Origin of the sequence: Fulvivirga ligni (assembly GCF_021389935.1) — a bacterium.
In the GTDB taxonomy this organism is placed as follows: domain Bacteria; phylum Bacteroidota; class Bacteroidia; order Cytophagales; family Cyclobacteriaceae; genus Fulvivirga; species Fulvivirga ligni.
Window position 1 is genome coordinate 48,578 of the sequence record NZ_CP089979.1, and the last position, 20,861, is coordinate 69,438.

General features: G+C 37.9%; 18 protein-coding genes and 1 tRNA gene. 14 read left to right on the forward strand and 5 right to left on the reverse strand.

From position 1 onward, the window contains the following. Positions 1–164: 164 nt before the first annotated feature. From LVD16_RS00205 to LVD16_RS00225, 5 genes are all read left to right on the forward strand, one after another. Positions 165–449: a hypothetical protein gene (locus LVD16_RS00205; RefSeq protein ID WP_233771573.1), complete on the forward strand. Its 285-nt coding sequence runs from the start codon at positions 165–167 to the stop codon at positions 447–449. Between the two features lie 73 nt (positions 450–522). Beyond that, entirely contained in the window at positions 523–705 is a 183-nt protein-coding gene (locus LVD16_RS00210; RefSeq protein WP_233771574.1) for a hypothetical protein, read from the forward strand. A gap of 463 nt (positions 706–1,168) precedes the next feature. Next, positions 1,169–3,154: a hypothetical protein gene (locus LVD16_RS00215; RefSeq protein WP_233771575.1), complete on the forward strand. Its 1,986-nt coding sequence runs from the start codon at positions 1,169–1,171 to the stop codon at positions 3,152–3,154. After that, positions 3,078–6,167, forward strand: coding sequence for a hypothetical protein (locus LVD16_RS00220; protein ID WP_233771576.1), 3,090 nt, complete (start codon positions 3,078–3,080; stop codon positions 6,165–6,167). The genes LVD16_RS00215 and LVD16_RS00220 overlap by 77 nt, the downstream gene beginning before the upstream one ends. A 679-nt stretch (positions 6,168–6,846) precedes the next feature. Continuing rightward, a complete protein-coding gene (locus LVD16_RS00225; RefSeq protein WP_233771577.1) occupies positions 6,847–7,140 on the forward strand; it encodes a helix-turn-helix domain-containing protein in 294 nt (97 codons plus the stop codon). Between the two features lie 293 nt (positions 7,141–7,433). On the opposite strand, the gene LVD16_RS00230 is transcribed toward LVD16_RS00225, so the two are convergent. After that, positions 7,434–8,531, reverse strand: coding sequence for a hypothetical protein (locus tag LVD16_RS00230; protein WP_233771578.1), 1,098 nt, complete (start codon positions 8,529–8,531; stop codon positions 7,434–7,436). Between the two features lies 1 nt (position 8,532). Next, positions 8,533–9,315, reverse strand: coding sequence for an RNA polymerase sigma factor (locus LVD16_RS00235; protein WP_233771579.1), 783 nt, complete (start codon positions 9,313–9,315; stop codon positions 8,533–8,535). A gap of 131 nt (positions 9,316–9,446) precedes the next feature. Here LVD16_RS00235 and LVD16_RS00240 point away from each other — a divergent pair, with 131 nt between their 5' ends. The 3 genes from LVD16_RS00240 to LVD16_RS00250 all read left to right on the forward strand — a co-directional run bounded on the left by LVD16_RS00240 (position 9,447) and on the right by LVD16_RS00250 (position 11,870). After that, positions 9,447–9,680 carry a helix-turn-helix domain-containing protein gene (locus tag LVD16_RS00240; RefSeq protein ID WP_233771580.1) on the forward strand — a complete coding sequence of 78 codons (234 nt, stop codon included), beginning with the start codon at positions 9,447–9,449 and terminating at the stop codon, positions 9,678–9,680. 238 nt (positions 9,681–9,918) lie between these two features. Continuing rightward, entirely contained in the window at positions 9,919–11,115 is a 1,197-nt protein-coding gene (locus LVD16_RS00245; protein WP_233771581.1) for a hypothetical protein, read from the forward strand. A 128-nt stretch (positions 11,116–11,243) separates the two neighbouring features. Further along, the gene (locus LVD16_RS00250) at positions 11,244–11,870 is read left to right on the forward strand and encodes a hypothetical protein (protein WP_233771582.1); all 627 of its coding nucleotides are present in this window, start codon (positions 11,244–11,246) and stop codon (positions 11,868–11,870) included. A 76-nt stretch (positions 11,871–11,946) separates the two neighbouring features. Here the strand turns inward: LVD16_RS00250 and LVD16_RS00255 are convergent, their stop codons facing one another. The 3 genes from LVD16_RS00255 to LVD16_RS00265 all read right to left on the reverse strand — a co-directional run bounded on the left by LVD16_RS00255 (position 11,947) and on the right by LVD16_RS00265 (position 14,246). After that, positions 11,947–13,173, reverse strand: a complete 1,227-nt coding sequence (locus LVD16_RS00255) for a site-specific integrase (protein WP_233771583.1) — start codon at positions 13,171–13,173, stop codon at positions 11,947–11,949. A gap of 276 nt (positions 13,174–13,449) precedes the next feature. Continuing rightward, positions 13,450–13,524 (reverse strand) — tRNA-Pro (locus tag LVD16_RS00260). 71 nt (positions 13,525–13,595) lie between these two features. After that, complete coding sequence (locus tag LVD16_RS00265; RefSeq protein ID WP_233771584.1) at positions 13,596–14,246, reverse strand: carboxypeptidase-like regulatory domain-containing protein; 651 nt, start codon at positions 14,244–14,246, stop codon at positions 13,596–13,598. 112 nt (positions 14,247–14,358) lie between these two features. Between LVD16_RS00265 and LVD16_RS00270 the strand changes: the two genes are divergently transcribed. The 6 genes from LVD16_RS00270 (at position 14,359) to LVD16_RS00295 (ending at position 20,860) form a co-directional block, all read left to right on the forward strand. After that, entirely contained in the window at positions 14,359–14,742 is a 384-nt protein-coding gene (locus LVD16_RS00270) for an ArsR/SmtB family transcription factor (protein ID WP_233771585.1), read from the forward strand. 2 nt (positions 14,743–14,744) lie between these two features. After that, positions 14,745–15,437: a YjjG family noncanonical pyrimidine nucleotidase gene (locus tag LVD16_RS00275; protein WP_233771586.1), complete on the forward strand. Its 693-nt coding sequence runs from the start codon at positions 14,745–14,747 to the stop codon at positions 15,435–15,437. A gap of 75 nt (positions 15,438–15,512) precedes the next feature. Beyond that, entirely contained in the window at positions 15,513–17,147 is a 1,635-nt protein-coding gene (gene pruA / locus LVD16_RS00280) for an L-glutamate gamma-semialdehyde dehydrogenase (RefSeq protein ID WP_233771587.1), read from the forward strand. A gap of 212 nt (positions 17,148–17,359) precedes the next feature. After that, positions 17,360–17,911 carry a response regulator gene (locus tag LVD16_RS00285; RefSeq protein ID WP_233771588.1) on the forward strand — a complete coding sequence of 184 codons (552 nt, stop codon included), beginning with the start codon at positions 17,360–17,362 and terminating at the stop codon, positions 17,909–17,911. A gap of 70 nt (positions 17,912–17,981) precedes the next feature. Further along, positions 17,982–19,940 (forward strand): KUP/HAK/KT family potassium transporter, encoded by a 1,959-nt coding sequence (locus tag LVD16_RS00290; RefSeq protein WP_306309378.1) that lies wholly within the window; start codon positions 17,982–17,984, stop codon positions 19,938–19,940. After that, complete coding sequence (locus LVD16_RS00295; protein WP_233771589.1) at positions 19,937–20,860, forward strand: M90 family metallopeptidase; 924 nt, start codon at positions 19,937–19,939, stop codon at positions 20,858–20,860. Before LVD16_RS00290 ends, LVD16_RS00295 begins: the two co-directional genes overlap by 4 nt. The last annotated feature ends 1 nt before the right edge of the window (position 20,861 follow it).

Here is a 20,861-nt window from a genome sequence, read left to right on the forward strand (position 1 = left end):
AAGATAAGGCCATTGAGTTCTTATAATTAGGCTAATCTAATAAATTTTTGATTTTTTAAGAATTGCATTAGTTATGGGAGCTTATGTAAAACCTTCCCAAATAATTTGACTGATGTTTAAAAAATATAGGGAACTATACACGACTAGCTCCTGTTTTTTTTATTATGAAAGAAAATATTAAATCATACATAGGTAAGTTCGGTGAGAATATGTTGATTAAGTTTTTCCTAATTGAAAGGGATAATCTCAATGGCGTAGATTATTTGGATGACGATTTTGAGAAATTTAAGCATACAGGACTATTTTCTAGAAAAAAGTCTACATCAGAAGAAAGTTATATTGCAATCACTCCAGAAGGCACAGAACTTTATAATTTGTTGGCTGGGGCTTGGAATAGAGGTGAGATATACGAAAAATCAGGAAAGATAAATTTTGCTTATGTCCTTTAGCTATACAAACAACCAAGTACAGGAAATTGGAAGTTTTCTGCAGAATCACATGCATAAGCATAACATTGCCGCTATGAGTGCAGATGAATGTGCTGATTTATTGCATGAGCGATTCCTATTGATAAAAACTCCTCCAAAAGGAGGGTTTAACTTTAGAGAAATGCTAAGACAGGGAAGAGATAAAAAGATATTATTTATGAAAGGAGCATTTCAAGAAAGACCAAGAACGAGATGGGTCATAAGGAATTTGTCTTAATATAAATTAGAAAATCACGCAGGGTCAGATCGTTCCTCAAACTATTTCATTTGATGTGTAAATGATTCATGCTGCCTATTCGTCTAGAGTATTATAAATTCAAAATTATCTTATATTAAATGCCTTATCAATTAGCATTAAGAGAGCTATAAACTATAAAAGCACCAAAGGTTTATACTACTCACTTCAAGATATATTCTTTCGTTAAAAGGACTTAGAGTTATTAAAAAACTAAATAGGCAGAATCCCATCAGTTTCTGCCTTTTTTATAGATAATTGCACAGCATCAACTATCATAATTACATAATTCTTAATCAAATAACCTCTTTAATTTGTTTCTGTTCACTATTATGTACATCAGAATTTGATCTGATTTATTGTCAATTCTACAACTTCCCACAACTAAAAATACCCAAGGTTAGGTATTGAAATGATCCCATTAACCTGACTATATTGAAAATATATGTCTGGTACTATAAAATATAAGCCTTCTGTAATAATCTACATTTCAGTCATACTCATTTTTTTCTGGAATGGGTCACATGCTCAGGTAGCCAGCCCGCCCACCCTTGAGCTAGGAATAGCGGAAGTGTTGGGAACTAAAGGAAGTATTGATCTTCAGATTCTCTCGGAAATCATAAGAGAAAAACAGGTGGAGTTAAAACGGGAATTTATCAAAAAAACAATTTTTAATGATCTAGGCACTCAAAATTATACCACCTGGGAGTACGCTTATAATTGTTTTACAATTTTATTAGAGAGTGAGGACAAGAAGTCCATTGAAAAAAACCTACTCAGGAACAGCGCAAATTTGGCGGTGGTCTATGGCTTCTCCGAATTTTATCTACAAATCTCAAGAAAACTGGGAAACCATCCACTATATAATGTATATGTTAATTTCAAAGTAGACACTACCAAGTTTTCTCAGGGCGTTTTATTAAACCAATTAAAAGAATATGAGTTCAAAAAGCACACCTTTTCAGATTTCTTCCTGGATCTTGTCTATGATATTTTAAGATCCAATAAAACTATTACCGATGACTTGGGATTTTTAATTGATGGATATGCGCTTGGTGAAGGTTATTATAAGGATCATAGTGCTTATCAAGCAATTCGTAACAATCAAGAAATTGTAACACTGAGGCAAAGAATCGAAAAAGAGGTTTCATTCTTATTTAAGTATTTTATTCTTTTAAAAAATTATGGAGATCAATCACTGACCCCTGTTGAATTAAATGAGCAACTGAAGATAGAAGTAAGTAGTATCCCGTTAGATTCAGCAGGATCACTGCGGTCAACCTTAAATCATCATTCGGATAATGTGTTCAGTGACCTTCAGAAAATAAGCACGTCAGATGTGAAATCCGAACTTAGTGACAAAATCAGCAGAAATTTACAAGCGTTTATGAGCTTTAAAAAGAGAGCAGAAGTAACGCAGGATGACCTTTACTTCATTGAAGAAAGTTTAATGCCCTTGTTGATCGAATTAACCTCAAGTAAAGGATTTAACCATAAATATCTTATGCTGGCAAGTCAATATGAGCAATGGATAGCATCGGAATTGTCAAATCAAATGTTGTTAGATCTGAAAGATGCTGATATTGCTCATTTTAACCAAGCCAAGTTACCTAATTACTTGCATGTCCTTGACTTTTTCATTCGGCTGGATCAGTTAGACAAAGCTGAAACCTATCAATTTGTACTGAATACAATTCAAACTGTAGGGGATATGTTCAAAGAAAAGAAACTAGGGTTTTATCTCTCAACACTTACTGCTAATATTCAGAAATACAGCATCATCGATGAAGATAAAAATCAAATTTCAATTAAGGTTGAAGAGATCATCAGCCGTATTTATGAGAGATACGCCAACCGGGATAGCCATATCTTAAATTTTTATTTTTCAATCGGAGCTAATCAAGCCATAAGTTCTAATTACAATTTCCGGACAAACACCCTACTTCCCGATTCCGCAGGATTCCAGATCGACACACTAAGTTCTTGGGCTTATGCCGGAGAGAAGATTGGTCTTAAGTTAAAGTTACTTGACTTTAAAAAACGTAATAGTCATAGCCCTGGGGAAAAGACTGGTAATTGGGGTCTATTAGGCTGTCCTTCAACTATTAAAACCATAAAGTCCCGAGAACCTCTAGTTTCGGATCTCTATCTCATTGCCTATGGGTCGGGACTGGTTTATAAACTAGTAGAGCTCTCCTCGGAAAATGAATTTGACGATCCGATATGGGGGGTCGGGCTGGGTGTGGCATTTTACAATGCCTTGGATTTAAATTTTACATACAGCCGCCCTATCAGATCAGACAATGACTTTTTTGACCGTTTTGGAAACCAGCAAATTTTCGCCATTTCTGTTGATGTCAAGATTACAGAATACCTGTCCCGATTGGGAAATAAGAAAAAGAAAAAAGAAGAAACTTCTGAAAGCAACTAAGTTGAATAAAACAGTGGCAAAAACAATAACAGATGGTTCATGGCAATCATGGCTCTTAAAAAAATTAAAATGGCTAGTGCTGACCTGGCTTGTATTGACCATAATTCAAATCGTTATCATCTCGAATTTTCACATTAACGATTTTATAGCCCATCCCCAACATGAGCACTTCGACTGTGAACAACTGCTAAGGGGTGTAAATTGCGCTATTGTTCAAGCCGGCCATTGCTGGTGGTATTGGGCCTTTTTTATAATTGATATTTTTTGGGCTCTGTTTCTGCTATTATGTATAGGCATTTGGGCAAAGGATAACAATAATTGTCCCTTGCTGCTTGTCACGAAGAGTAAGACACCTGCCGCTTACATTTTTGTTGCCGCGGCCTCACTCGCTTACCTGACTGACCTGATGGAGGGCGTTATGTATTCTTTTTTTATATACGTTCCGTGGATCATTTATATCATTGATGCCAAAACAATTGCCTACATCATATGCCTGGGCTTCCTTTTATATGGCCTTTTTAAGAACCCGTTGCTTCAACGTCCGAAAATATATCCCAGGTTTCTAATTACCTGCATATTAAGCATCTTGTGCATCGGAATCATTTATGGATTAATAATGCTTATTCCCCAGGGAAGGACGATTGTCATTGATCTTTTCTTTCTGCCCTGGAATATCCCCATATTGTTTTTGTTGCTTACCTTCCTGGCCATACTTGTCTCTCATTACCCAGTATATTTTGATATCTGGCTGTATGACAATAACCGATGCATAGATTTGAAGATGGATGAAAAAGATAAAATATTGGGCATGGGAATCATTTACTATGCGCCAAAGAATGACCATAAGAGTTATCCGGACTATGATGACAACAGGGTGAAAATCATGCGGCGTAGTTTGGGGATCTTATTATATATAGCAGTAATAAACATTATGATCTCCGTAGGCGCCCATATTTATGGCATTGTGGTAAACGCCATTGGAATTTCGGCCATCCTGTTCGGATTGGTCATCGCCTGGTACTTTTACTTGGGCAGAAGGTACACCTCCTGGAGAAAAGAGCTGGCTGAAGAATCCCTTGATAATCATACGGCTGAAAGCATAGTCAAGGAAATTCGTGGACACGTCATCATTTTCAATGTGGTTTATATCATCGCCTTTCTGCTGCCGGTGATAGCCTGTGGGCTGGGACTATGGTTTGCCTTGCATCCTGTGACATATTGGCTGGTACTGGCAGCTTTGCCATGGCAAATACTGGGTTATATTCAATTTAAGATTGTAAGGACTTATTTTAAATATATCTATTATTCCGAGTGGCTTAAAAACAGGAATCCTGCCATGTTCAATGCCACCGTGTTGTCCGTCTTTAAGCGGTTCAACCCAAAGACCAGTAAAGCCGATCCAACCAGGCCTCCAAAATGGTATTGCTTGGGGCTGTTAAGTGACAACATCAGCTACCTCAAGCTGATGCGCTTTGGAGGCATTACATCGTTGATGGTTTTGCTAATAGCCAATTTTTGGTTTGATCTGACAACGGTATTGAACCCGATGAATATCATATTATGCTACCTCATCGTATTTTATTATTTTCTGACCATCCTGTTCAAACATATCCTGTTCTATTACCGGAATCAGCCGGTACCTTTCAGTAATTTCTATCGTTACGGTATGCTCATCGTAGTCTTGGCGATAATGGCCGTGGCAACCTACTTTGGTACGAGGGGGAATAACCTGCATACGCTGGAGACAGCGCCCATCCGGAATGAAATGTCCAGCTCGGATTTTTTTAGGGATATCCAAAACCATCCCGATACCTCGTTTTTCTTGGTGGGGTCCTATGGGGGTGGTCTTAAGGCCAACTTATGGAATATGCTGCTACTGAACGATATTCAGGAAAATGCACCTCAATTTTTTGATCGAACGCTGGCCCTTTCCGGCGTGTCCGGCGGTGCACTGGGGATTGGAAATTTTGTCGTTGCCCTTAAGGAACATCCCCATGATATCAATGATAAGGCACGACAGATCGGTGAATCGAATGTGCTGTCCAATGAACTTACCTATCTGCTGGGCAGGGACTGGATACGTGAATACCTCCCCTGGTCAGAAGGTGGGGACCGGGCTTTTAAGAGTATGGCCTATCATGCCAGGAATGCAGGGATGGGTAAATTTAATGAAGTGAGCTATTTGGATTATTGGAAAGATTTTTATGCGTCTCGGCAAAGGCAGGGATTGCGTTTCCCGGCCCTGATACTAAACTCAACCATGGTCGGGGGCAAGCATGGTGTGGCATCATCAGTCAAATTCCCGGAGGAGGCTTTCCCGGGTGCTATTCGCACCGAAAAGTTACCCCATAACTCCTTAAAAGGGTTGACATTTTATAGTGCTGTCTCCACGACCAATCGTTTTCCTATTGTCAGCCCGTCCGCCAAAATTGAAGGAATGGGAAGTTTTTTGGACGGGGGATACTTTGAAAATTCAGGATTACTGAGCCTGATCAGCTTATATAATTACATCCAGGACCATGAGGATAGCCTTGATCTGAATCCCATTTTTGTTAACATCATTAATGATCAAGATTTTTATATCCGGTCAAAACTGGAAACTTGGGGCATTGAAGTGAAGGAGTTGGAGGACTCTGATGAATTCGGGTCGATCATTTCCACGGTGACCTCTATTGACAAATTACCCGACTATGTTGGCAACGAAATTGAAGCTAGAGGCCATCGGCTAATAAAAGTTTTAATGCCCCATATGCTAAGCTATAATTTAGTCAGGGAACAGCTCAAAGGTGAAATAAAAAACCCCCTTGGGTTGATGAATAAAATTGCAGAACATAATGAGCAGATCATACAGGCATTAAAAGATTATGACGGCTACTGCTACGAAGAGTGGGGAATAGTTCAGCCGCCATTAGCCCGATTGTTAAGCATTCCTGCTGTTCGTTATGAAGAGGCCATGGTGAAATGTCATCCTGCCGTTAGGGATTCATTAGAAAAAATTTATCAACACCTTTAATTTTGGACGATATACGTCTCAAGTCAGTGTCTTGTATTTAAACACTTTGAAGGTCTATATATTTGATAATTCAATATGTATAACATACCATCCGAGTTCCGAGACCAATCTCTCTTGCCCAGCCAGGGCCAAGAGCCAAATGTGTATACATTTGTACATCTTGCTAATTGGTAAAAGCTTACTCATAGTGTAAAACCGAGCCTGCTCCAACTATTAAAAAAATCATCTTAAATTCCCCACCCACTTACCTCTTAAAGGCCTTCACTATTTGAAGAAAGATTCTGTCAAGGGCAGCTTCGGGTAGGTATAGGCAGGGCGCTGTTAATATACCCTTGACAGGCTCTTTCTGAAAATAAAACTTTGCCTGGAAATGGAGGTGATGGGGGTATCATATTTAGTAATTAATTAATCTAATAATTTATTCGCTTGATAGCTATAAGGTTACCGGGGTTAGGCAAAAGGTAAGGGTAGATCTATGTCCTGGAAAGAAGGTGCGTTGGCTTCATAGTTCTTCTCTTACCGCGGGTTACATAAGCTGTTGAATGGAGGCACGGAATGAAACGGCTGGAGGAAGAAGCTCTATTCAATTTAATACATAAAAGTTACCACGTTGTCCCCCACTTGTGAATAGGGCAAAGTATATATCAACATATTAGTATTAACACTAAATTTAGAGATTATGGCTACTGAAATTATCACCCAAGACGATCTTAGAGAATTTAAACTTGAATTGATAGATGAGTTTAAAAAAATTTTAAAAGAGCATGCTGGAACACCTGTGAAAAAATGGCTTAAGTCACCCGAAGTAAGGAAGTTACTGGATATCTCTCCTGGAACATTACAAAACTTACGAATAAATGGCACTCTACCCTTTACTAAAATAGGGGGAGTTATATACTATGATTATCAGGATATTGAAAAAATGTTAATGGAGAATAGAGTTCAAAATAGTCTACATTTTGCCTCTCTTTGAGTATCATAAATAATTTAAACTGGGCTCAATTTAATCATAAAAAAGTCATGCCTGAGGAGATCTATTGTGAATCAACAAGAATTTGAAGCCTTACTCAGCTTAATTCTCATCTTTAAAATTCATCTTGAAATAGTAATTGCAATTACGACCTGCCCAAGGAAGAGTATTAAGCTCAAGTTGACCGTACATCAAAAATAAGAGTACCCACGCGTTGTATATGCTGTTCACATTTAGTGAGTGTATTTATTCATTACCTCACCTTACGGGTGTACAAGCACCCTCAGTCGGATAGTCTAATCTACTATCACTTCAATACCTGCTTTATCAGCTTTGTATTTTATTTTAGTAATCAGCTCATAATAGCTCCAGTTCCTTAACACAAATTCTTCCTCCTTGGCTATAGTGATCTTCTCTTCCTGATTTAATAATATGAGTGTTCCTGCCTGGTGTTTAATGCAAAAGTCAATCAATCTCTTACTGTATACATGTATACGATGATATACATAGTTTCTTTCTGCCTCTCTAAGCCTGTCTACTGCTTTTAACTTTCTTTTAATTCCTTTGCCGGATCTATTATAGGTGGCTCCCACCTGTGCCCTTTTAGTAGCAGCCTGGATAGCTAATCTCCTGTATAGAAACTCTTCTCTTGTACCAATAGTAAGCTTGGCCTTATCTATTTTCACTACTATAGGATATTGCAAAGATAAAGAAGCTTCTGCCATTACCTCCGGTTTAATTTCCTGCTGATCTCTCTCTATTTCAAATACCGGTAGCCAGAAAATCTTACCATCCTTGAGCTTAATGTGAGAAGTACACAGTTTGGTCTCTCCATTAATCACTTTTTCCAATAGCCTGCGCTTATCAGTATAATCATTCCCTAAATAAGTGCGAAAAGGAATTTGAAATAGACGGAAACAAAATGCAGTTTTCTCAGAAACATGGGCAAGCCCTCCAAGACATTCAGGACTAAATGGAAAAGCCATGTCCCTCCTGAAATTTTTTAATGAACGTTCACCCTTCCAATATGCATTTTTATTCTTATTGAAAGAAGCAATTAAAGTCCTGTTGAGGTTGGACAGAATATTGGTAGGGATCTCTCCCAGGAAACGGTCTGATACCACTCGATACGTACAATTGATACGAGAGCGTTGCAAGATACCAGCATCATCCTTCTTTTTATCAACCAGTTTATATTTTATCCCTTCCGATAAATAAAAGAATTCTTTGATCATCTCCTGTGTATAAAGATGGGACACGATTAAATTGGCTGCTCTAAAGCAGCGGTTCTGCCATTGATAGAGCTTATTCAAAACCTCCTTTCTTTCCTCTTGCGTAGGCAGGTCTACTAATAGCTGGATCTTACGAGTAAGTTTAAGGGTAGACTTTTCCATGTTAAGCTGTTTGCAATGCCTGATGGTGTTTATCTTGTAATAGCTTATACGCAACCATGAATTGGCTATGCACTTCCTTTTGCGATAGATTGAGCTGTCTGGCAATGGCAGCAAAGGAATACTTTTTTTCACAGCGAAGTTTCAATACCTCCGCTTGCTCCTCAGTCATACTACCCTGCACCTTCATACCTAACGCTGGCCTGTTTTTAGTTTTTCCCTGGTTGATAATCATTTTAATATCCCGGATGGCCATTTTCACTTCATAACAAGTCTCCTGAACATTCTTTCCCATAGACTGGGCAATAGCTTTATACTGAAAGCCATATTTTAAGCAAAGTTCAATTAAATGCCTTCTGTCAGCATCCAGCAAGGGAAGTACCCTCCCAACTCTATCAAAGGCCTGTTGCTCCTGCTCCTGTGCTTGCTGGATTTCAAACTCACTTTCAGGATCGTAGCCAGCCATATATTCTTGGTAGTTATCAAACTCCTCTAATGAATTGATCTTCCTAAGAAACTTGTTCTTAGGGCTGCTATAATAGGTAATGCAACTTTTGGTAATCACAAACCTCAAGAAAAAGAAAATATGCTCAGGAGATTGAATATTCTCTCTGTTTACCCACAACCTCAAAAAAGCATCCTGCAATAATGAATCTACAATAAAGCTATCATTGATTAGGTTCATGCCGATCCAGAAGATGCGGCGACTGTATTGAGAGTAGATTTTATCTAAGGCGGAAATGTGACCCTTTATAAAGCTCGAATAAGATGTGCTTAAATGACTCAAATTTTAATTCTTATTATTAAAAATTGAAAACAAGAAACTTATAAACTAAACGATTAGTTCTACTTTAAACTTATTTGCTTAGTTATAACTAAGCATAAATGTAATGATCTTTTCCCTAATTGCAAAAGGTCATGAATAAAAAAAGCGATTTTGAAATGGCTGTGGTCAGCAGGGTAAAAGATCTACGGGTAGCAAGGAATCTGTCTCAGGATGATTTAGCTATTTTTCTGGATCTTTCTCGTGGTTTTATTGGTCAGATTGAAAGCCCGAGATACCCTAGTAAATACAACCTAAACCATCTTAATACCCTCGCTAAACATTTTGGATGTTCACCAAAAGATTTTCTTCCAGAAAATCCTCTATAAAACTATTTTCTTTTATCTCAATAGTAATAGGATCTAATCTCAAAAATGCCTGAAAAAGCATTTAATCAACTAATATTATGGAGAAATCTTCAAAAATACCCAATGTTGGGTATTGATTTCCTTTATCAATAGACTTAATTTTTCAAGTATAAAATTCAATAAATACTTTATTGATTTCATTATCCAGGCAATAAAGCCACATCAAAATTTTTATTCCTGCACATACAATGATTCAATTATGAAAAACTATTTATTCTTTCTTTACCTCATTATCCTTATTGTTTCCAACGAAACAGAACTTGTGGCACAAGAACCAATATCTGAAAAAATAAATCAGTTTCTGACCGAACTTGCAAATGAGTCAAATACGTTAGATTCTTTACTTAAAGAACATAATTCTAAAAAACCAACACCTATTCGAGAAAAACTGAACAAAACGTATGACTCTATAGCTAATCTGATAATTGACCACAAATTTCAAATTACAGATTCCGTAGCCCTATATAGCAAGAGAAATGAACTATTAGCCATTTTGAATTCATTAACAAAATGGGAAACAGAACGTGCTAGATTATTAAGTAGAAAACAAAATATATCTAAGCAAATAATTCAATATTCAGCGATAATTGATTTAAGTAACGCTACTGAAGCATTAAGAAATGAAATTGACAGTGCTGGAATTTATAATAAAAAATACAGCCAAGATGTTCTTGTATCATTTGCAGCATCTGTTCGACATATTAGAGATCAGGCATATTCAGAATCGGCCTATCATTCCTTGGCAGAATCTATGGTCATCTTTGAGCCAGGAACAAATGAAAAGGCACACGACTGGATTAGAAATGGTATGAATATTCTTGGGATAGCAGGTGGAGTTACAGCATATTCAGGATTTAGCAATAACAACCAAATTGCTGGTTTATCTTCGATTGCTATTACCTCCTTAATTTATGTAGTAGGTCAAAAAATAATTACAAAAAACAAAGACAATGACACTGAAATAAAAAGATCTTTCGAAGCTTTATCAAGAAATGTACTTTACGGAAATATTATAAGAGAAGACTCGTCAAATTTGATTAAATTCAGAGTCATTGCGGATACCTTATTTAATCTTATTGATTATGTTCCAAATACTGAGGCCGGAGAGATAATAGGAGATTGGCAACCTAATTCAAAAATTATTGATCATGGATATCTTTTACTGTCTTGTATGGAGAATAGTTTAGTTTTTTGGAATAAAATAATATTAGCATCTAATGAGATGTTATTCAGTACTGACACCTTTTTAACTGGCGATGGCAGACAGAACCTTGAGAATAATAAACTAAGAGCTCAAACTTTGATATCAGTAAGAGAGGACAATATAATTAGGTTTCGGTCAAAGTTATATTACCTGCAAAAACAATTCGGTGACAATAATATAGGAGAAAACTAAATATATCATCAAATTAGACCTTTAGCCTTGGCATAATATAAATATACACGGACGAATACAGGCTGTAACTACCTAAAGTGCTATGAGGGAAATTACCAAGATTAATAATTATAAAAAATTACCAACCAGTGTATTATTTAATAAATAAGGATGAAACTCAACGGTTTCCGACAAATGATGATAGTTTTTTTATCGAAAATGGCGATAACGATGAAATTGCTCTATTGCATAAAGCTTTTCAAGAATTTGGTGGATATGCTGACAGTTACCAATCTGGTGCTTTATGCTTATTGGATTCTACTCTATCATTAAATAAAAGCTTAAGAGATTACAATGTTTATCCAATAATCTTTCTTATGAGGCATTATATTGAGTTAAGATTAAAAGAATTAATTATAGGTATAAACTATTGCCGTGATCAAACCAATGTTTTTCCATTACATCATAACATACTTGAGCTTTGGAAGGACTTTAAAATTAAGTATGAGTCTATTGGCGAGAATATAGATGATTCTCGTTTCTTAGTGATCGAAGGGTTATTAAAAGAAGTTAATTCAAATGATCCAAATTCAATGATTTTTAGATACCCTATGGATAAAAAAGGAATAAGGACTCAAAAGTTGCGGAATATCAATCTTAAAAATTTAAGAGAAACATTCGTAAGAGTATGTTTTGTCCTCGATGGAATTGCTGCTCAAATTGAATCTTATGTAGATTGGACGGAAGATGCTCTAAGTAACTTGTATGGCGGATAATATAAAAATTAAATTAATTAATTTTTATATTATCCTATTTCTAATAAGGTGATAATTTCAAAGTACGCCTAATTCATTATGCTTGGAACAACTTCTCGCGAAGCATCCCCATATCTTCACTCACCTTATGTTCTACCACTTTAGCATAAATCTGGGTTGTAGTAATTTTAGTATGACCTAACATTTTACTAACTGATTCTATTGGTACCCCATTACTTAAAGTGACTGTAGTAGCAAAGGTATGTCTGGCTAGGTGAAAGGTGAGGTTTTTCCGTATTCTACACAAATCAGCTATTTCCTTTAAATATGAGTTAAGCTTCTGGTTTGATATGACAGGAAATAGGGTTCCATTAATTTCAGCTCTGGGATGTTCTTTGTATTTACTTATAATATCCATCGCCTTGGGTAAAATCGGAATACTTACTTTCTGCTGCGTCTTTTGCCTAGTGGTCATTATCCATAATTTACCATCTACCCCCTTACCTAGATTTTCTGGTGCTAACTTCATTACATCAATATAAGCTAAGCCGGTATAACAGCTAAAAACGAATAAATCCCTAACCCAATCTAACCTGGCTATCTCGAACTTCTTATCCTGCAACCTTATCAACTCATCCTGATCGAGAAAACCTCTCTCAACTTTATTAAACTTCAGCTGATATCTTTCGAACGGGTCTTTTGCCATCCACTCTAACCGTACTGCCAACCGTATCAACTTCCTTAATCTTTCAAGGTGCTTCATCACACCATTATTTGATAAGGGTTTCTGATGATCTGTTGGCTGATATGCCCTCAAATAAAGCTCAAACTCTGTAATAAACTTGTAAGTAAGCTCAGACAAATACATATCTGATTTTCTGTAACGCTTCTTGAGGTAGCGTAGAATATATTTCTTGGTAGTAAAATAATTCTTTAAGGTGCCATCAGACAAAACATTTTTGAAATTGGTATTATGATAATCAACTAACCGAGTAATAGTATGTCCATCTTCATCCAGACCAAGAGCCATGTTCTTGAGAGCTTCTGCCGTAATCAATTTTTTCTCAATCTGCATTTGCTGATAGCTATTAGTAATGCCAGATCTAAATTGTTCCAGATAATGATTTAGTTTCTTTACTTCCATAGCATTACCTTTCGCCCGACCACCTAATTCATTCCAATTGGTGACTTTAATTCTTTTTTTCATGGAGATCTCTACTCTTTCAGAATCTACAGTAATACGGGCATAAATAGGCACCAGACCATTTTTAAGCTTATTCCTTCTGATAATAAATTGTACTCCGAATGTTTTTGAACTTCTCATAATGACTTCTTTTAGTTGTATTTGATAAATAGTTCACCAGAAAGTGGTGAATTCACTAAAAAATCGAGTCAAATGCCTTTAAATAAAATGATCACTATTATCTGAATATCAGATAGTTAACGCCTTTCTGGTGACCTAAATATAAAAAATAAAAAAGGTCACCGTATAGGTCTCATTTTCATTGATAATAAACGTATTACATTGGAGAGATAAAATTAAAAAACCCTCCAAATCGTGAAATTTGGAGGGTTTTGTACTTAGATGGTTATCTAATCGTCGGGATGACTGGATTCGAACCAGCGGCCCCCACTACCCTAAAGTGGTGCGCTAACCGGGCTGCGCCACATCCCGAGCCCTAAATTTGGGTTGCAATTATAATAAAATTTTTATTTTCTAACACAAAAGAACGGTATTCCTTGTGCTTACTTTTTCTTACTTTTCAAGCTTTTAAAGAAACGAGCCCAGTTAAATGGATTCAGCAACGGATTGGGTCTTGGGCCAAAGCGATCGTTTTGATAGGTAGCCCAGTTATCCATGTAAAACCTGTAGTTAGCATAGCCGTCCATCGGGGTGGTTTGCACCATCAGAGCCAGTAGCTCGTCATTCAGATTTTGTGAATTTACATCTTCATCTACCGGCAAGTTCAACGCCAGCACAGCTTCTTTAAATATCTCTTCTGTGGGAAACGGCATAATCTCCACTGTCTCCAGGAAGGTGGTGTCAGATACCAGCTCAACCAAAATAGTGAGGTTATCTGTCTCTGTATCTGGTATGGTGTAGTACTGCTTTCTATAACCTACCGCACTGATTACTATCTCATCTCCTACCAGCGTGGGCATAGAAAAATAGCCTAAACGATTAGTGGATGTCCCTCTTCCGGCCTTAGGCACATATACGTTTACCCCTGGCACTCCTGCTACACTGTCTTCTCCTAATACGATACCTGAAAGCTGAATAACCTTCTTTTTACCCTGAGCCTGAGCCTGGCTGGAAACCATGATGGCCACTACACTTAGCAAAACACATAGGATAAAAGGTGATAATCGTTTATAGAAGGCTTTCTCTTTTGTCATCTAAACACACATTGTCGAAATTCCGAAGTTATCAATTGAACGGCAAATTTCCTTATAATGTTCACTAATTATTTTTAAATTTGGTTTTATACTTTTCCATTATTCTGATATTATGAGGTTAAAAAATTTTAGTTTGTCTTTCGGCTCACAAATCTTCAAAGCCTGCTCAGATGAGTCAAGAGTAAGAATTCTTCACCTCATATTTCAAAACAAGGAAATGTGCATCTCAGACCTGGAGCAGATTCTGGATTTCACTCAAACCAAAACGTCGCGGCACCTTATTTATTTGAAAAACTCAGGAATTCTCAGTACCCGAAAACATGATCAGTGGGTTTTTTATTATCTAAAGGATGAAGTATATGATATCATTAATCAGATATTTCAGTTTTTACAAAAAGATCAGGTGCTCCGCGGTGACTTACAGACCTACAAAACCATGTATTCTAACCGTGAGCTTGCTCTTAACAAGTTAGAAACCAGAAACTGGCAGCGCTAAACATGAAGTACAACACCATTTTCTTTGATCTGGACCACACGCTGTGGGACTATGAGAAAAATTCTTCTGAAGCTCTTACTGAGCTTTATGATAAATATAACCTCTATAAATTAGGAGGCTTTTCATGCACTGCCTTTATCAAACGATTCTCCATCATCAACTATGGTTTGTGGGATCAGTTTAACCATGGCATTATCGGCAAAGAAGAGATCAGAAGAAATAGGTTTACTAATATCTTTAAGCATTTTAAGGTAACAGAGCCGAGCTTGTCATTAGAAATATCTGATGAGTACCTAAAGCTTTGTCCTACCAAAACCAATTTGTTTCCCCACGCTCATGATGTGCTTACTTACCTTCAAGGTAAATACAAGCTCTACATCCTGACTAACGGCTTTAATGAGGTGCAGCAAATAAAGGTTAGCAGCAGCAACATTGGCAACTACTTTCAGGGTATGATTACCTCAGACACCACTGGCCATAAAAAGCCAAACCGAGAAATTTTTGACCACGCTCTGCAGGTAGCTGGAATAAAATGTAGCGAAGGTGTTATGATTGGCGACAGTCTTAATGCTGACATCGTAGGTGCCCAAAATGCTGAGATAGACGGCATCTTTTTCAACCCCGCCAGGGTAAAGCATAAGGAAAAACCCAGCGCAGAGATCAATTGCCTTAGTGAGCTCATGAATATTCTGTAACAGCCGGCTTATTAGCTCAGTATTACCTAAATTTGCAGCCTCAAACGAATTGTAATACTAAAAATATTAATAAGCATGCCTAAAGGAATATACAATATACCTACTCCTGTTAATGAGCCGGTATTATCTTATGCTCCGGGATCTGCCGAAAGAGCAGCTGTACAACAAGCGCTTAAAGAGGCCAGAGCCGAGGAAATAGATGTACCTATGTACATTGGTAGTGAAGAGGTGACTACAGGAAACAAAATATCTTTAAACCCTCCACATGATCACCAGCATGTTCTTGGTTATTTCCACGAGGGAGATACTACGCACGTAGAGCAGGCAGTAAATGCCGCTTTAGGAGCAAAAGAAGCTTGGGCTAGCCTAAGCTGGGAGCACAGAGCCAGTATTTTCTTAAAAGCTGCTGATCTGATTGCCGGCCCTTACAGAGCGAAGATCAACGCGGCTACTATGCTAGGACAATCTAAAAATGCTTTCCAGGCTGAAATTGATGCCGCTTGTGAGTTTATCGATTTCCTTAGATTTAATGCTTACTTTATGTCTCAGATCTATGCTGAGCAACCACAATCTTCACCAGGTATCTGGAATAGAACAGAATACAGACCATTAGAAGGATTCATATTCGCTATTACTCCATTTAACTTCACTGCTATTGCTGGTAATTTACCTGCATGTGCTGCCTTAATGGGCAACACCGTGGTTTGGAAGCCTGCATACACTCAAATTTATGCGGCTAACGTAATCATGAAGGTGTTCAAAGAAGCCGGTCTTCCTGACGGTGTAATTAACCTTATTTATGTTGATGGTCCTGTAGCCGGAGACGTGATCTTTAACCACCCTGATTTTGCTGGCCTTCACTTTACTGGTAGCACAGGCGTGTTCAAGCAACTTTGGAAAACTATCGGTCAGAATATCGATAAGTATAAAACTTACCCTAGAATAGTGGGTGAAACCGGAGGTAAAGACTTTATCATGGCGCATAAATCAGCTAATGCCAAGCAACTGGCTACCGCCATTGTAAGAGGGTCTTTCGAATATCAAGGACAGAAGTGTTCTGCAGCATCTAGAGTATATGTGCCTTCTAACCTTTGGGAAGAGGTGAAAGGATACATTCAAGAAGATGTGAAGACCTTGAAAATGGGTGGCACTGAAGACTTTACTAACTTCGTAAACGCAGTTATTGACGAGCGTGCTTTCGATAAGATTGCAGGATTCATTGATAAGGCTAAAGCCAACGATATGAATGAAATCGTAACTGGTGGTGGATATGATAAGTCTAAAGGATACTTCATAGAGCCTACAGTGATCGAAACTAAAGATCCACAGTCATTAACTATGTGCGAAGAGATCTTCGGACCAGTAGTGACTATCTATGTGTATCATGAAGAAAACTTCGAAGATACTTTAGAATTAGTAAACAGCACTTCACCATACGCGCTTACTGGATCTATTTTCTCTACTGACAGATATGCTATAGACCTGGCAGCCAAGAAATTAGTACATGCCGCTGGTAACTTCTACATCAACGATAAGCCAACAGGCGCCGTAGTAGGACAGCAACCGTTCGGTGGAGCCAGGGGTTCTGGAACTAACGATAAAGCAGGATCTGCTATGAACCTATTGAGATGGGTTTCTGCCAGAACTATCAAAGAAACATTTGTACCACCAGTAGATTATCGCTATCCTTTTTTAGCAGAAGATAACTAGTACTGAGTACAGAATATTCCCATGTTAGGGGCTGTATTGAAAGTGAGCTTTTAAACCACTTTTAATGCAGCCCCTTTTTTATTCCACTAGGTTACATTACTTCACCATTCAAATAAAATCTTATAGATAATTAATGAATTCTATTATTTTTGTGTTAACCTAAGATTAATTAACAACCTGCCCATTATCATAACTTAAACCTACTATAGCAAATGTCTGGCTTCACCTTTAGTAAAGTGGATCATTACAGAATCAACAGGAAATCTACAGAAGATATTATCGATCTGAAATTCCCTTCTGAAATTGATGACTCCACCGAAGAAACTCCTAGTAAACCACTGCTTGTCTTCATCATTGAAGATGACCCTCATTTCCTTCAAATTCTCAACACCCACTTTAGCAAACTGAAATTAAAAACATCTGGTGAAGCGCCTTTACTGGAGTTTAAAATCAGAAATTTTGCCACCGGCATGAGCGCCATTCAAAACCTGGAGTTGGAACCGGATATCATTTTGCTTAATTATTACATCAATCATGGCTTACCGAATGCACTTAGTGGCAGAGACACTTTGGAGCAGATACAGGAAAAGCGCCCGCACCAAAAAGTGATTGTGCTCAATGATCTTTCCTTTGATATTTCCCATGCCTTTGTAGAAAATGGCCTTAGGGATTATATCATTCAAGATCAGGATGCGCTAAATCATTTGAATGCTCTTATCACTGACATCTTAAAAGATGTTAAAAACACCGAAGATTCAGAATAAATAGCTGATTAGGCAAAACATCCGTTTGCGCCCCATGTTTCTCTTATGATTTTTAATAAAGAGAACCAAGGTGGGTAAATCACAAGATGTAGCTCAGAAATTTTCAATGGCCGGCCTCCTCATCACGCTAGGGATCGTGTATGGAGATATCGGTACTTCGCCTTTGTATGTAATGAAGGCTATCGTTGGCGATCAAGCCATCGAAAAGAGCCTTGTTTTAGGTGGTCTTTCCTGTATCTTTTGGACGCTCACTATACAAACTACTGTTAAATACGTCATCATCACGCTCAGAGCAGATAACGATGGCGAAGGTGGCATACCTGCTCTTTATGCTCTTGTACGCCGAAAAGCCAGATGGCTGGTGGTTCCTGCTATTATAGGAACAGCGGCTTTGCTGGCTGATGGCCTGATTACACCTCCTATTTCCGTAACATCGGCCATAGAGGGACTAAGACTGATCCGTGAAGACATCCCTGTGATTCCGATTGTAGTCATCATCATATCCACTTTGTTCTTCTTTCAGCAATTCGGGACCAAGTTTGTTGGTAAAGCTTTTGGCCCTATCATGCTGTTATGGTTCGGCACTTTAGGCACGCTTGGTGCCCTTCAGATTTTACAACATGCTGATGTACTGGCAGCCATTAATCCATGGCATGCCATAGAGCTGCTGATGAACTATCCTGGAGGTTTCATTTTACTGGGCGCTGTATTCCTTTGTACTACCGGAGCAGAAGCCTTGTATTCTGACTTGGGGCATTGTGGCGTAAAAAACATTAGAATAACCTGGGCTTTTGTAAAAACAGCCTTATTGCTTAACTATTTTGGACAAGGAGCATGGTTGCTTTATGATGCTGGCGATAAACTGGGAGACAAGAATCCTTTTTATCAGATCATGCCAGAATGGTTTCTTATACCAGGAATTATCCTGGCTTCGCTAGCCACCATCATTGCCAGTCAGGCGTTAATCAGTGGGTCTTACACACTGGTACAAGAAGCCATGAAACTAAAATTTTGGCCTCGATTAAAAGTAATCTACCCTACAGATGTAAAAGGGCAATTATATATTCCTTTTGTAAACTGGAGCTTGCTAGCTGGCTGTTTATTCATCGTATTTTTCTTCAGGGAATCAGAAAACATGGAAGCGGCCTATGGTCTTACCATCACCATTACTATGATCATGACCACCGTGTTGCTTATGTTCTACCTCAGAAAAATAGGAACCGCCTGGATATGGATCATACTGTGCGGCATTCTCTTTAGCGTAGTAGAATTTGCTTTCCTTTATGCAAACCTCAACAAGTTTATGCATGGTGGATATGTCACCATCATTATTGGTGCACTGCTTTCTTTAATGATGTGGGTGTGGTACAAAGGTCATAAAATCACCCGCAGGTATGAAAAGAACGTGGACATTGCTGATTATTATGAGATGTTTAAGGATCTAAGTGCTGATGAAAGTGTGCCCAAATTCGCCTCTAATCTGGTGTACATAGATTCACAACCCATGGATGTAGTGGAGCATAAAATTCTCTACAGCATCTTTAATAAGCAACCAAAACGAGCAGACACCTATTGGATCATTCACGTAAAATATACTGACGAGCCTCATACGCGGCAATATTCTGTAGATGAGCTGATTCCCGGGCTGCTCATAAAAGTAGATTTTAAGCTGGGCTTTCAGGTAGAGCCCAGAATAAATATGTTCTTAAGAAATGTAATCAAGGACCTGCAGGAAAATGAAGAAATAGACCTGACCAGCAAGCACGAGAGCATGAAAAAGCATGATATCCCGAGCGACTTTAGGTTCGTCATTATTGAAAAGATACCAACGTATGATTATCAATTACCTGTATTTCAGGAGATTGTAATGAGCATATATTATTTCATAAAAAGAATTTCATTAACAGATGATAAAGCTTACGAACTGGATACCAGTTTAGTAACAAAAGAGAAAGTACCTTTGATTATATCCAGAACTACTGACGAAAAACTAGAAAGAGTATCCCTAGAGGAGATTAAAAAACAATGAAGAAAAAATTTAAACCTGACACTTTTGACTATTTCATTAGCATAAGCTTATTCATAGGCGCCAGCATATTTTCATATCCGCTGTATAGTGAAGACCCATCCATGCTCATGATGGTTTTGCCAGTCTGTGCTTTAATTTCATACTTGGTGTTCAAGCACATGACCAAAGAAGTAGCCATTAAAAACAAGAAATTAAAAGAGGAGTTTCCAGAGGCCTGGAAGGCTATACTTGAAGATAAGGTGAAATTTTACCGTAATCTTTCGGCTGATGATAAGGAGCAGTTTGAGCAAGAAGCCAACCTGTTTATATCGAGCAAAAAAATAACCGGTATTAGCACCGAAATTGATGATACCGACCGATTGTTAGTGGCCAGCAGTGCCATTATACCTGTATTTGCCTTTCCGAATTGGAATTATGATGATCTTTCAGAAGTATTAATCTACCCGAACTCATTTAACCATGAATTTGAAACTGAGGGTGAAGGCAGAAATGTATTAGGGATGGTAGGCAATGGTGTATTAAACGGAAAAATGATCCTTTCGAAAAAAGACCTTCACTATGGTTTTGAATACCCACAAAGCAAAAGTAATGTTGGTATTCATGAATTTGTGCACCTCATAGATGACTCTGATGGCTCTATCGATGGTTTACCTGCCCTGCTCATGGAGCACAGCTACGCCAAGCCCTGGATGGAAGCTATTAAGAGAGAAATTGATAAAATAAGAAAAAATAAATCAGACATTAACCCCTACGGCGGCACCAGTGAAGAGGAATTTTTCCCTGTACTGAGTGAATACTTCTTCCAGCGCCCCAGGTTGCTTAAAAGAAAACATCCGGAGCTTTATAAAATGATGAATAAAGTATTCAGACAAGATCCTGTAAGCCGCATAAAAAGGAAGATGTCATTAAAAAAGAAGTAAG

What these genes read in the sequence shown, in the direction of transcription:
- LVD16_RS00205 (WP_233771573.1), top strand. Translation starts at nt 165, where the DNA reads ATGAAAGAAAATATTAAATCATACATAGGTAAGTTCGGTGAGAATATG.
- LVD16_RS00210 (WP_233771574.1), top strand. Translation starts at nt 523, where the DNA reads ATGAGTGCAGATGAATGTGCTGATTTATTGCATGAGCGATTCCTATTG.
- LVD16_RS00215 (WP_233771575.1), top strand. Translation starts at nt 1,169, where the DNA reads ATGTCTGGTACTATAAAATATAAGCCTTCTGTAATAATCTACATTTCA.
- LVD16_RS00220 (WP_233771576.1), top strand. Translation starts at nt 3,078, where the DNA reads ATGTCAAGATTACAGAATACCTGTCCCGATTGGGAAATAAGAAAAAGA.
- LVD16_RS00225 (WP_233771577.1), top strand. Translation starts at nt 6,847, where the DNA reads ATGGCTACTGAAATTATCACCCAAGACGATCTTAGAGAATTTAAACTT.
- LVD16_RS00230 (WP_233771578.1), bottom strand. Translation starts at nt 8,531, where the DNA reads ATGGAAAAGTCTACCCTTAAACTTACTCGTAAGATCCAGCTATTAGTA.
- LVD16_RS00240 (WP_233771580.1), top strand. Translation starts at nt 9,447, where the DNA reads ATGAATAAAAAAAGCGATTTTGAAATGGCTGTGGTCAGCAGGGTAAAA.
- LVD16_RS00245 (WP_233771581.1), top strand. Translation starts at nt 9,919, where the DNA reads ATGAAAAACTATTTATTCTTTCTTTACCTCATTATCCTTATTGTTTCC.
- LVD16_RS00255 (WP_233771583.1), bottom strand. Translation starts at nt 13,173, where the DNA reads ATGAGAAGTTCAAAAACATTCGGAGTACAATTTATTATCAGAAGGAAT.
- LVD16_RS00265 (WP_233771584.1), bottom strand. Translation starts at nt 14,246, where the DNA reads ATGACAAAAGAGAAAGCCTTCTATAAACGATTATCACCTTTTATCCTA.
- LVD16_RS00270 (WP_233771585.1), top strand. Translation starts at nt 14,359, where the DNA reads ATGAGGTTAAAAAATTTTAGTTTGTCTTTCGGCTCACAAATCTTCAAA.
- LVD16_RS00275 (WP_233771586.1), top strand. Translation starts at nt 14,745, where the DNA reads ATGAAGTACAACACCATTTTCTTTGATCTGGACCACACGCTGTGGGAC.
- pruA (WP_233771587.1), top strand. Translation starts at nt 15,513, where the DNA reads ATGCCTAAAGGAATATACAATATACCTACTCCTGTTAATGAGCCGGTA.
- LVD16_RS00285 (WP_233771588.1), top strand. Translation starts at nt 17,360, where the DNA reads ATGTCTGGCTTCACCTTTAGTAAAGTGGATCATTACAGAATCAACAGG.
- LVD16_RS00295 (WP_233771589.1), top strand. Translation starts at nt 19,937, where the DNA reads ATGAAGAAAAAATTTAAACCTGACACTTTTGACTATTTCATTAGCATA.